Raw genomic sequence first — 11,683 nt, 5'->3', positions numbered from 1 at the left:
TCCTCGAGGCGACGCTGATCGATCCGGATATCGGTGGCCAGCACATTCTGCTGCGCACACCACGCGGTCACCGTCGCCAGTACCTGCGGATCGATCTCACCCTCGACCAGATACTGTCCCGGCATCGTCTCGCGCGGCGAGAAGCCTTCCGGCAGAGCGGTTTTCAGCAGGCGCAAATCGAGTTTCGGCGGGGCGGTGAAGCGCAGTTGGCCGGCCGCGCCGTGTGCGGTCACCTCGGCGGGTGTTCCGGAGGCGACGATCTGTCCGTGATCGATGATCACCAGTTGGTCGGCCAGTTGCTCGGCTTCGTCCATCATGTGCGTGGTGAGCAGCACCGTGACCCCGTCACGGCGCAGCGCGTCGATCAGCTCCCACACGATGAGCCGGGCCTGCGCGTCCAGGCCCGCGGTCGGTTCGTCGAGGAAGACGATCTCCGGCTTCCCGACCAGTGCACAGGCCAGGGCGAGCCGCTGCTGCTGGCCGCCGGATAGCCGTCGGTACGGAGTGCGTCGGTTGTCCTGCAGGCCAAGGGTTTTCAGCAACCACTCGGGATCGAGCGGATCGGCCGAGTAGGCGGCGACCAGATCGAGCATCTCGCCCGCGCGCGCACCCGGATACGCGCCACCGCCCTGCAGCATGACGCCGATGCGCGGCCGCAACCGGTCGGAGTCGGCGATCGGATCGAGTCCGAGGACCCGGACCGACCCGGCATCCGGGGTTTTGAAGCCCTCGCACATTTCGACCGTCGTGGTCTTGCCCGCACCGTTCGGGCCGAGCAGGGCCAGCACCTGTGCCTGTTCGACCGCGAAGCTGATCCCGGCGACGGCGGTGGTCTCGCCGTAACGTTTGACGACGCCGTCGATACAGACGGCGGGTTCCGAGGCTGCGGTCACCATCGCGCCTCGGTGCTCGGCTCCGTCGCGTCCAAGGGTGCTGTGCCCATTGTTCGCTCGCTTCGCTCCCTCACGGTGTCACACCGTAAGCCGTCGACGGATGTGACCCGGACGACACCCCTGCCTCGTCAACTCTGCGGTCCGGAAGAACCGGCCGCGGTGGGCGCCGTGTCGGCGCCGAGGTGGTGCAGCCGCCACGGCAGCGACTTGCGGGTGGCCAGGATCATCAGCGTGCAGGTGAGGACGGTGATGCAGGCCGCATAGATAAGGACGAAGGGCGGGATTTCGCTGCCCGACGGCATCAGCATGACGCTGATCGCCGCGGAAGCGATCGTCGCGGGCACCCGGAATGCGGGTCGGCTGGCCCAGGCCGCCAGCGGGACGATGCCCCAGAGCAGGTACCAGGGTTGCACCACCGGAAACAACAGGACGACCGCGCCGAAGGCGACGCCGAGAGCGCCGACCGGATGCAGCCGACCTCGCCAGGTGGCCACCATGAGCCGCACCACGACCAGCGAGGCCGCGATCGCCGCGATCGGTCGGGTGATGCTCAGCAGTGCGGTGGTGTGGTCGCCCAATCCCAGTAGGACGCCGCCGAATCCGGTGGCGACCCCGAGCGCGGTGGGTAGCGACATCCAGCTGCGCACCGAGTTGGCCATGGTCAGGGTGTCTATCCAGCCGAAACCGAGACCGCTGCCCAGGCATACCGCGAGCATGACGGTACCGGTGACGCAACCGAGAAACAGCGCGGATCTGAGCACCGCACGCCAATCGCCGCCCCATTTTCGGCTCAATGCCATCCACACGAATGCCAGTGCCAGCATCGACGGAATCTTGACCATGGCGGACAGCGCTATCAGGGTGGTACCAGATAAGAGCAGCACGAGTGCGTGTCCGCGCATCGGTCCGATATTGCTCAGGGCCGCCAGACAATATTCCAACCCGACCAGCATCAGGCCGAGCATCATGGCCTCGTTGTGTACACCGGATACCAGGTGGAATATCACCAGTGGGTTCACGGCGCCGAGCCACAATGCGGCCACCGGCGATACCCGACAGCGCTGTGCCAGGCGCGGGAGCGCCCAAACGATGCAGGCCACGCCGAGCAACGCCAGCATTCGGTGCAGCAGCACTCCGGCGAGCATATTGTCGCCGACGATTTCGGCGATGCCCTTGCCCAGCCAAATCGAGAGGGGGCCGTATGGCGCGGGCGAATTCTGCCAGATATTGGGGACGCTGCGCGTCAGAATATGGTCCTGGCCGAGTCCCTGTACCGGGCCGACGTCGTAGGGATCGAGTCCGCTCGCCGCGATCTCACCCTGGGCCAGATAGGAATAGACATCCTGGCTGAACATCGGTGGTGCGACCGACAGCGGGATGATCCACAGCAGCAGTGTCCGGTCGAGTTGTGATCGGCTGATGCGGCGAATGCGGTTGGACTGCAACCCGAGTGCGAATCGGCCGAGTAGCAGCCAGGCCAACATGACGATGACCGTGCCGACCATGGTCGTCGCCAGTCCCGAATTGTGCACGCGCGCGGGCAGCCCGAGGATCGCCTTGCCGTAGGTCGGATTCTGCAGCGTGGGCTGGGCGCCGAGACCGAGCGCGCCGATGGCCATCATGACCGAACCTGTCGCGCCCAGGAGACGGACGCGACGCAGTTGTGCGGTCTCCTGCGGGTTGAGTTCGGCGGCTTCGGGTTCGTTGATGTGCAGGGTGTCGCCGACGGTGTGGTCGGGCGGAACATCCAGACCGATGATCCGGCGCCCCAGTGCAACGGCGGTGCTGATGGGCGCGGTCCGACGCAGGCGAATCAGGGTGGTCGACCGGCTGCGTTCGACACCTGGTTCGCCGTGTTCGCCTGACATCACGCGGTCAGCGTAGCCGATACCACTGGCGTATCCGGTGCCCGCGGAACCGACCGCGGGGCATGTTCGCGCTACCTTCGGACCCGTGCACACGCGTGGCCGCGGAAGTTCGAATCGCCCCGCTGTCAGGTGCCGATGAAGCTGGTCACGGTGCGCTGACGGATTTTCGTCACCGAGGTGTGGTCTAAATCGCACTCGTAATTTCGCCGGGTGCTCGGGGCGGCCGTTGCACGAGACCCGCAGGTGGCGAACGTGTTGCATCCGAACGCCGCCGGAAAAGCGCTCCCGTGCAGGTCATCGGCTCGTTCAACTCAGGGCACCCTTATTAGATTCCCGGCACTAATTCCGTCACACTGGTGTTGTGAAAACCGTGGGTTTGCCGCACGACGAGGATCGAGGGACCGGTCGCCGTACCGGTGCCGGGTCCGTTGCTGCGCCCGCGCCCCTGGTCGCGGGCGGTGAAGGACATACTCGCGCCGCCGTGGTTCAGCTGCTGCTCGAAGAGGGCCCGATCACCGCGACCGCGATCGGCACCAAGCTCGGCCTGACGCCGGCCGGTGTCCGTCGGCACCTGGACGCACTGATCGAATCCGGTCAGGCGCGGGCCAGCCGCTCGGCGCCGTGGCAGCAGAAGGGTCGCGGCCGCCCCGCCAAGCAATATCAGTTGACGGCCGTGGGCCGGGGACGGCTCGGGCACGCCTACGACGATCTGGCCGGGGCGGCTCTTCGCCAGCTCGGTGAGGTCGGCGGCGAGCAGGCCATTGCCGATTTCGCGCGCAAGCGGGCACGGACCATCGTCGAGGGCATCGAACCGGTCGCCGAACACACCCCCGAAACCACTACTGCCAAGGCGGACGAGATCGCCGAGGCCTTCACCGATGCCGGATTCGCCGCGTCCACCCGCAAGGTCGGCGCGGGCGTGCAGATCTGCCAGCACCACTGCCCGGTGGCCCACGTCGCCGAGGAATTCCCACAGTTGTGCGAGGCCGAACTCGAGGCTTTCCGGGACCTGCTCGGAACCCACGTGCAGCGACTTGCGACGATCGCCAATGGCGACTGCGCGTGCACTACCCATGTGCCGCTGTTCGTTCTCCCTATCACCGATAACGCTTCCCATAAAACCGCTGCACAGCCCGCAGCGGTACGTACGAACGACTCCGGAAGGAGTGCCGAATGACGACGACCACCGACCAGGTGCAACCGCTCACTCAGGAAGAAACCATTGCTTCCCTGGGCAAATACGGTTACGGCTGGGCCGATTCGGATGTGGCCGGTGCCAGTGCGCAACGAGGCCTGTCCGAGGCTGTCGTCCGCGACATCTCGGCCAAGAAGAACGAGACCGACTGGATGCTCGAGCACCGGCTCAAGGCATTGCGCATCTTCGATCGCAAGCCGATGCCGAGTTGGGGCTCCAATCTCGACGGTATCGACTTCGACAACATCAAGTACTTCGTGCGCTCCAGCGAGAAGCAGGCCGAGAGCTGGGAAGACCTGCCCGAGGACATCAAGAACACCTACGACAAGCTCGGCATCCCGGAGGCGGAGAAGCAGCGCCTGGTCGCCGGTGTCGCCGCGCAGTACGAGTCGGAGGTCGTCTACCACTCGATCCGCGAGGACCTCGAGAAGCAGGGCGTCATCTTCCTGGACACCGACACCGGTCTGCGCGAGCATCCGGAGATCTTCGAGCAGTACTTCGGCTCGGTGATCCCGGCTGGTGACAACAAGTTCTCCGCGCTGAATACCGCCGTGTGGTCGGGTGGTTCGTTCATCTACGTGCCGCCGGGCGTGCACGTCGATATTCCGCTGCAGGCCTACTTCCGTATCAATACCGAGAATATGGGCCAGTTCGAGCGGACCCTGATCATCGTCGACGAGGGCGCCTACGTGCACTACGTCGAGGGCTGCACCGCGCCGATCTACAAGTCCGATTCGCTGCACTCCGCGGTGGTCGAGATCATCGTGAAGAAGGGCGGCCGCTGCCGCTACACCACCATCCAGAACTGGTCGAACAACGTCTACAACCTGGTCACCAAGCGGGCCAAGGCCGAGGCGGGCGCGACCATGGAATGGGTCGACGGCAATATCGGCTCCAAGGTCACCATGAAGTACCCGGCGGTCTGGATGACCGGCGAGTACGCCCGTGGTGAGGTTCTGTCGGTGGCCTTCGCCGGTCCCGGCCAGCACCAGGACACCGGCGCGAAGATGCTGCACCTGGCGCCGCACACCTCGTCCACCATCATCAGCAAGTCGGTGGCGCGCGGTGGCGGCCGGGCCTCCTACCGCGGTCTGGTTCAGGTCAACAAGGGTGCGCACGGTTCCAAGTCGACCGTGAAATGTGATGCGCTGCTGGTCGATACGATCAGCCGTTCCGACACCTACCCGTACGTCGACATCCGCGAGGACGACGTGACCATGGGCCACGAGGCCACCGTCTCGAAGGTGTCCGAGGACCAGCTGTTCTACCTGATGAGCCGCGGCCTCACCGAGGACGAGGCCATGGCGATGGTCGTGCGCGGCTTCGTCGAGCCGATCGCCAAGGAACTCCCGATGGAATACGCATTGGAACTGAACCGGCTCATCGAGCTGCAGATGGAAGGGGCCGTTGGCTGATGGCGACTGGTGTAATTGGAGCGGTCGAGGGCGAGAACCCCACGGCTAAGCCGATTCAGAACCCGGGCGCAGGGGCCGCGACCAACAAGGGGGAGGTCTTCACCTCCTACGACGTGAACGCCTTCGAGGTGCCTTCGGGCAAGGACGAGGCGTGGCGGTTCACCCCGCTGCGTCGACTGCGCGGTCTGCACGACGGCACCGCGGTCCGCGACGGCAAGGCCACGGTCGAGGTCTCCTCGGTTGCCGGTGTGCACGTGGAGACGGTGGCGCGCACCGACTCTCGTCTCGGTGCCGCCGGTGTGCCGTCGGATCGTGTTGCCGCCCAGGCATACTCGGGCTTCGAGACGGCAACGGTCGTGTCGGTCGGCGCGGAGACCGAGGTCGCCGAGGCGGTGGTCGTCACGGTCACCGGCCCCGGCGAGGGCAAGACCGCGTACGGGCACCTGCAGATTCGCCTCGGCAATTTCGCCGTCGCCACCGTGGTCATCGACCAGCGCGGCAGCGGAACCTACGCCGAGAATGTCGAATTCGTGCTGGGTGACAGCGCGAAGTTGACCGTCGTCGCGGTTCAGGACTGGGCCGATGACGCCGTGAACACCACCGCGCACCACGCCCAGCTCGGTCGCGACGCGACCCTGCGGCATATCGCGGTGACACTGGGCGGCGATCTGGTGCGCCTCACCGCGAACGTTCGCTACGACGGTCCCGGCGGCGACGCCGAACTGCTCGGCCTCTACTTCGCCGATGCCGGTCAGCACTTCGAGCAGCGCCTGCTCATCGATCACGCGGTTCCGCACTGCAAGTCGAATGTGCTGTACAAGGGTGCGCTGCAGGGCGATCCGCATTCGCCCAAGGGCGATGCCCGCACGGTGTGGGTCGGTGACGTGCTCATCCGCGCCGCCGCCGAGGGCACCGACACCTTCGAGGTGAACCGCAACCTGGTGCTCACCGACGGCGCGCGCGCCGATTCGGTGCCGAACCTGGAGATCGAGACCGGCGAGATCGTCGGCGCCGGACACGCATCCGCGACCGGTCGTTTCGACGACGAGCAGCTGTTCTATCTGCGTGCTCGCGGTATCCCGGAGGATGCGGCCCGCCGTCTGGTGGTGCGCGGCTTCTTCCACGAGATCATCCAGAAGATCGCGGTCCCCGAGATCCGGGAGCGGCTGGAGGCGGCCATCGAGGCCGAGCTCGCCGCGATCGGCGTCTGATACCCGAACCATCTACCCCCACAAAGGAACTCGAATTCGATGACCACCCTGGAAATCAAGGACCTGCACGTCGAGGTCGCCAACCCGGACGAGTCCGGCGAGCCCATCAAGATCCTCAAGGGCGTGAACCTCACCATCTCCTCCGGTGAGACCCACGCCATCATGGGCCCGAACGGCTCCGGCAAGTCGACCCTGTCGTACGCGATCGCCGGACACCCGAAGTACACGGTGACCTCCGGTTCGATCACCCTCGACGGCGAGGACGTCCTCGCGATGTCCGTCGACGAGCGGGCGCGCGCGGGTCTGTTCCTGGCCATGCAGTACCCGGTCGAGGTTCCCGGTGTCTCGATGTCGAACTTCCTGCGCACCGCCGCCACCGCGGTCCGCGGTGAGGCCCCCAAGCTGCGCACCTGGGTCAAGGAGGTGAAGGAGTCGATGAACGAGCTGGAGATCGACGCCGCCTTCGCCGATCGCAGCGTGAACGAGGGCTTCTCCGGCGGTGAGAAGAAGCGCCACGAGATCCTGCAGCTGGGTCTGCTCAAGCCGAAGATCGCCATCCTGGACGAGACCGACTCCGGCCTGGACGTCGACGCGCTGCGCATCGTCTCCGAGGGCGTCAACCGCTACAAGGAGCGCGAGAACGGCGGCGTGCTGCTGATCACGCACTACACCCGCATCCTGCGCTACATCCAGCCCGAATTCGTGCACGTGTTCGTCGGCGGCCGCATCGTCGCCGAGGGCGGCGCCGAGCTGGCCGAGGAACTCGACGCCAATGGCTACGTTCGCTTTACTCAGACCGCTACCGCTGGAGCCTGATATGACCGCCACGGTCCGTACCCTCGACGTCGCCCGGATCCGGGCCGACTTCCCGATCCTGAACCGCACGGTTCGGGATGGGAAACCGCTGGTGTACCTGGACTCCGGCGCGACCTCGCAGCGCCCGCTCGCGGTACTCGACGCGGAACGGAAGTTCCTGACCGAGAGCAATTCGGCGGTGCACCGCGGTGCGCACCAGCTGGCCGAGGAGGCGACCGACGCGTACGAGGGCGCCCGCGTCGATATCGGCCGGTTCGTCGGCGTGGACGCGGATGAGATCGTGTTCACCAAGAACGCGACCGAATCGCTGAACTTGGTGACCTACTCGTTCGCCGACAGCCGGTTCCCGTACCACGTGGGCCCCGGCGACGAGATCGTCATCACCGAGCTGGAACACCACGCGAATCTCGTGCCGTGGCAGGAGCTCGCGCGCCGCACCGGCGCGACGCTGAAGTGGTACGGCATCACCGATGACGGCCGCATCGATCTCGATTCACTCGAATTGTCGCCGGCCACCAAGGTTGTCGCGTTCACGCACCAGTCGAATGTGACCGGTGCGGTCACCGATGTCGCCGAATTGGTCCGTCGGGCAAAGGAAGTCGGCGCACTGACGGTGCTCGATGCCTGCCAGTCGGTGCCGCATATGCCGGTGAACTTCCGTGAACTCGGCGTCGACTTCGCCGCGTTCTCCGGGCACAAGATGCTCGGACCGTCCGGTGTCGGCGTGCTCTACGGGCGGCGCGCGCTGCTCGCGGAGACCCCGCCGTTCATCACCGGCGGTTCGATGATCGAGACCGTCACCATGGAGGGCAGCACCTACGCACCGCCGCCGCAGCGGTTCGAGGCCGGTGTGCCGATGACCTCGCAGGTGGTCGGATTGGGCGCGGCCGTGCGGTATCTCGAAGCGATCGGCATGGAAGCCGTTGCGGCACATGAACATGCGCTCACCGGTGCGGCGCTGGACGGACTCGCCGCGATCGCGGGCGTGCGGATCGTCGGCCCGACCGAGAACATCGATCGCGGCGGTGCGGTGTCGTTCGTGGTCGACGGCATCCACGCCCATGACGTCGGGCAGATTCTGGACGACGAGGGTGTCGCCGTGCGAGTGGGCCACCACTGCGCGTGGCCGCTGATGCGCCGCCTCGGCGTGCAAGCGACGGCCCGTGCGTCGTTCGCGGTTTACAACACCCTGGATGAGGTAGACCAGCTGGTAGCCGCCGTGCGGAAGGCCCAGAGCTTCTTCGGAGTTGCATAAGACATGCGCATGGAGCAGATGTACCAGGAAGTGATCCTGGATCACTACAAGCACCCGCATCACCGCGGGCTGCGGGAGCCGTTCGGTGCCGAGGTGCACCACGTCAACCCGACCTGCGGTGACGAGGTGACCTTGCGCGTCCAGCTCGACGACAACGGTGATGTCGCCGATGTGTCCTACGACGGTCAGGGCTGTTCGATCAGTCAGGCCGCCACCTCGATCCTCACCGATCAGGTGATCGGATTGCCGGTGCAGCAGGCGCTGAAGGTTGTCGACTCGTACAACGAGATGATCTCCAGCCGCGGCACTGTCGAGGGCGACGAGGACATGATCGGCGACGGCATCGCGCTCAGCGGAGTGTCGAAGTATCCGGCCCGAGTCAAATGCGCCCTGCTGGGTTGGCTGGCGTTCAAGGATGCGGTGATTCGGATAACCTCGGCCGAAGAGGCGAAGCGGACTATGGGCACCGACATCTCCACGAATGGAAAACAACCGTCATGAGTGAGACACCAGTCACCGAAACGACCGAGCAGGTCGAACTTTCGGCCGAGGACATCAAGCAGCTCGAGGACATCGAGGAGGCGATGCGCGACGTCGTCGACCCCGAACTCGGCATCAATGTCGTCGACCTCGGCTTGGTGTACGGCATGAGCGTCGACCAGGACAATATCGTCACCCTCGATATGACCCTCACCTCGGCGGCCTGCCCGCTGACCGATGTCATCGAGGATCAGTCCCGCAACGCCCTCGTCCGTTCCGGCCTGGCCGAAGACCTCAAGATCAACTGGGTCTGGATGCCCCCGTGGGGCCCCGACAAGATCACCGAAGACGGCCGCGAACAACTCCGCGCCTTGGGCTTCACGGTCTAGAACCGCGAATACGGCTGCGGCGCCAAGCTTGTCGCACGGACCATGACGAGCCACGCACTGAGTACAGTGCGTGGCTCGCGCGGATCAGCACTGTTGTTGGAATGGGAAGCACTCCGCCGCAGGTGGCTGGGGCGGAGCTGGTAGTTGCGGCAGCACAGCCGGCTCGGTGCTCGATTCCGGGCGGGGCTCGACGACAGCAGGTTTCGGGTGCATACCTTCGGAAACAAGTAACCAGATCGTGCCGACAATCACCCCGACCACGACCACCGTCGCGAGCAGTTGCGGCAGGCCCGCGATGAGCTTCATCCCCTTGGCGACCACGGACGCCAGCCGAGGAGTCGAAGCCTGATGCGAACGCTGTGCGGCGGGCACGCTGCCCGGCCGCAACGACCGCACAGGTCGCTGCTCGGCCATCATCAGTGGCTCTGATCCAACCGCCGATGAACGCGGTGGCTCGTGCTCCGATACCGGCTGCGCCCCAACCATCGCCGAAGGCTGGGCCGGTGCTGTCGACAATGACTGCGGCTCAATGTCTGTCAGCGCCCCCGATCCGGTCGCGGTCCAATGCCGCAGCCTTTCCGCCGATCGAGGTTCCGGCCCAGCCGGCGTCGAAGGCTGAACCCGCGCCTTCGACACGTGTGGTGCCGCCGTTGCCACAAAGTTCGGTGGGGTCGGCAGCCAGTTCCGCAGGCGTGGCTCTCGGTGCGGACGACCTCGACGGTCGAGGTCACGGCGCGACCGAGGCTCGTCCGACGACCCATCGGACTCGATCCAGGACGACCATCGGTCCGTGAATGCCGACGACAACTGCGGAGTCGACCGCGCCTGTATCGCATCCGGATGGTCCACCGGCTCCGGCAGCGGCGCGGATGCCTCGGCGTGCGGCTCCATATCGGTATCGGCTACGAGCCGCGATGGTGCCACGCTCTCCGACGGCTCCTCGTCGATGTCGGCCGGAAGCCATGGCGGGTATGGAGCCCCGGAAAGTGACACCTCCGATGGCATGCGACCGTCGTCGGGAAGTTCGACGGCGCCGAGCGCGGACGACGCATGGGCTTGCACCAGCACCTTAGATGCGGGACGTTCAGGTCGTCGGCTTTGCGACGGAAATCCCTCGGCCACAAGCTCTTCGACCGTTACCGCATGCGAAAGGCCGAGCTCGCCGAGCAGTTCGTACGCCTGCTCGGCAGTCCAGATCAACTTCCGGTTCGCTGTTCGAAGGAACCAGGCCCGCAACCCCGCCGACGAGTCGAGGACCATGGTGCCGCCGGGCTTTCGGGATTCGATATCCAGTGTGATGGTCGCTTCTCGGGGCGGCACGACCACGATCAGCCCGTCGACGAGGGCGTCCGGGTGCCGTCTGCGCACCACCTGGCTCAGGAGGTATACATTGCTCGCCACCTGGCCGAATGGATCACTGTCGTGGCGGGGAACCGGCTCCCCATCGAATCCGGACAGCTGCCAGCGTCCGTCGGCCCGCACCGACAGCACTCCGCCGGTCACCTCGGAAGTGATCTCCTGGACTTCGATCACGACCACAGCGCGCGGAGTGATGACCACCACGTCCATCTGCCGCGCCGCGTCATTCGGGTCGCGGTCGGGTATGGAATACCCCGAAACAGCAAGCCCCACAATGACGTATTGGCCGTTCCAAGTCCGTATCCAATCGAGCACGCACTGTTCGGATCGTTGCGCCGACCCTTCGTTGACAACCAGCATCGAGGTCACCCTCCATCTCGCCTGCACAGTCGACCCCACAACGGTATTCATTGCAGAGGTCTCGTGAGAATGTGAAAGGCACTCAAAGAGCAGGGTTTTGGCGGCAAAAGGGGTAACTACGTCGGCGCGTCGGCAGAGCGGCAGCCCAAATGATCGGTCGAGATGCCATGGCGGTCATCGCTCTCTGCGAGCGCCCCGACGCCACAACCGCGCACCTGGACCAGCTGATCGCGCCGTGGCGCGCGCTGGCGGGATCCGAGGACGACCGGATCGCATACGCCGCGGCCGCCCGACAGTCCGGCACTGTCGCCAGCGATCTACCTGCGCCTGACTTCTACGACCCCGAACTCGACGACTACGACCCCAGTCTGGAAGACGCTGTCATCGACGACTGATCGCGGATACCAGCGACGCTCACGGGTCGGCACCGATGCCACGGCTG

At 65.7% G+C, this 11,683-nt stretch carries 11 protein-coding genes; 8 read left to right on the top strand and 3 right to left on the bottom strand.

Translation table 11 applies throughout. From position 1 onward, the window contains the following. Positions 1-896 (bottom strand): ABC transporter ATP-binding protein (locus tag ON44_RS19275; RefSeq protein ID WP_174415084.1); only part of this gene is annotated, 896 nt, incomplete at its 3' end. Positions 897-1,021: 125 nt separating this feature from the next. Further along, positions 1,022-2,761 carry a polyprenol phosphomannose-dependent alpha 1,6 mannosyltransferase MptB gene (gene mptB / locus ON44_RS19270; RefSeq protein ID WP_169338078.1) on the bottom strand — a complete coding sequence of 580 codons (1,740 nt, stop codon included), beginning with the start codon at positions 2,759-2,761 and terminating at the stop codon, positions 1,022-1,024. A gap of 361 nt (positions 2,762-3,122) precedes the next feature. On the opposite strand from mptB, the gene ON44_RS19265 reads away from it, so the two are divergent. From ON44_RS19265 to ON44_RS19235, 7 genes are read left to right on the top strand one after another with little or no spacing between them, the layout of a single operon-like run. Continuing rightward, the gene (locus ON44_RS19265) at positions 3,123-3,938 is read left to right on the top strand and encodes a helix-turn-helix transcriptional regulator (RefSeq protein WP_083897992.1); all 816 of its coding nucleotides are present in this window, start codon (positions 3,123-3,125) and stop codon (positions 3,936-3,938) included. Further along, positions 3,935-5,371, top strand: a complete 1,437-nt coding sequence (gene sufB, locus ON44_RS19260; RefSeq protein WP_040691994.1) for a Fe-S cluster assembly protein SufB — start codon at positions 3,935-3,937, stop codon at positions 5,369-5,371. Before ON44_RS19265 ends, sufB begins: the two co-directional genes overlap by 4 nt. After that, positions 5,371-6,582 (top strand): Fe-S cluster assembly protein SufD, encoded by a 1,212-nt coding sequence (gene sufD / locus ON44_RS19255; RefSeq protein WP_040691993.1) that lies wholly within the window; start codon positions 5,371-5,373, stop codon positions 6,580-6,582. Before sufB ends, sufD begins: the two co-directional genes overlap by 1 nt. Before the next feature lie 39 nt (positions 6,583-6,621). Further along, positions 6,622-7,398, top strand: a complete 777-nt coding sequence (gene sufC, locus ON44_RS19250; RefSeq protein ID WP_040691992.1) for a Fe-S cluster assembly ATPase SufC — start codon at positions 6,622-6,624, stop codon at positions 7,396-7,398. Position 7,399: 1 nt separating this feature from the next. After that, entirely contained in the window at positions 7,400-8,653 is a 1,254-nt protein-coding gene (locus ON44_RS19245) for a cysteine desulfurase (RefSeq protein WP_040691990.1), read from the top strand. A gap of 3 nt (positions 8,654-8,656) precedes the next feature. Beyond that, the gene (gene sufU / locus ON44_RS19240; RefSeq protein WP_040691988.1) at positions 8,657-9,154 is read left to right on the top strand and encodes a Fe-S cluster assembly sulfur transfer protein SufU; all 498 of its coding nucleotides are present in this window, start codon (positions 8,657-8,659) and stop codon (positions 9,152-9,154) included. Next, complete coding sequence (locus ON44_RS19235; protein WP_040691986.1) at positions 9,151-9,522, top strand: metal-sulfur cluster assembly factor; 372 nt, start codon at positions 9,151-9,153, stop codon at positions 9,520-9,522. The genes sufU and ON44_RS19235 overlap by 4 nt, the downstream gene beginning before the upstream one ends. A gap of 84 nt (positions 9,523-9,606) precedes the next feature. Here the strand turns inward: ON44_RS19235 and ON44_RS19230 are convergent, their stop codons facing one another. Next, positions 9,607-11,241 carry a nuclease-related domain-containing protein gene (locus tag ON44_RS19230; RefSeq protein WP_157187219.1) on the bottom strand — a complete coding sequence of 545 codons (1,635 nt, stop codon included), beginning with the start codon at positions 11,239-11,241 and terminating at the stop codon, positions 9,607-9,609. 167 nt (positions 11,242-11,408) lie between these two features. Here ON44_RS19230 and ON44_RS19225 point away from each other — a divergent pair, with 167 nt between their 5' ends. Beyond that, on the top strand, positions 11,409-11,636 hold the full coding sequence (locus ON44_RS19225; protein WP_157187218.1) for a hypothetical protein: 228 nt from the start codon (positions 11,409-11,411) through the stop codon (positions 11,634-11,636). Positions 11,637-11,683 lie beyond the last annotated feature (47 nt).

The sequence above is a fragment of the Nocardia vinacea NBRC 16497 genome, from assembly GCF_000308835.1.
GTDB classification, from domain to species: domain Bacteria; phylum Actinomycetota; class Actinomycetes; order Mycobacteriales; family Mycobacteriaceae; genus Nocardia; species Nocardia vinacea.
The sequence above is the reverse complement of the archived record's forward strand: the minus strand, read 5'-3'. Positions and strand labels throughout refer to the sequence as shown.

Coding starts and splice junctions, on each gene's coding strand:
- sufU (WP_040691988.1), top strand. CDS start 8,657: ATGCGCATGGAGCAGATGTACCAGGAAGTGATCCTGGATCACTACAAG.
- sufB (WP_040691994.1), top strand. CDS start 3,935: ATGACGACGACCACCGACCAGGTGCAACCGCTCACTCAGGAAGAAACC.
- ON44_RS19230 (WP_157187219.1), bottom strand. CDS start 11,241: ATGCTGGTTGTCAACGAAGGGTCGGCGCAACGATCCGAACAGTGCGTG.
- sufD (WP_040691993.1), top strand. CDS start 5,371: ATGGCGACTGGTGTAATTGGAGCGGTCGAGGGCGAGAACCCCACGGCT.
- ON44_RS19245 (WP_040691990.1), top strand. CDS start 7,400: ATGACCGCCACGGTCCGTACCCTCGACGTCGCCCGGATCCGGGCCGAC.
- ON44_RS19235 (WP_040691986.1), top strand. CDS start 9,151: ATGAGTGAGACACCAGTCACCGAAACGACCGAGCAGGTCGAACTTTCG.
- ON44_RS19225 (WP_157187218.1), top strand. CDS start 11,409: ATGGCGGTCATCGCTCTCTGCGAGCGCCCCGACGCCACAACCGCGCAC.
- sufC (WP_040691992.1), top strand. CDS start 6,622: ATGACCACCCTGGAAATCAAGGACCTGCACGTCGAGGTCGCCAACCCG.
- mptB (WP_169338078.1), bottom strand. CDS start 2,761: ATGTCAGGCGAACACGGCGAACCAGGTGTCGAACGCAGCCGGTCGACC.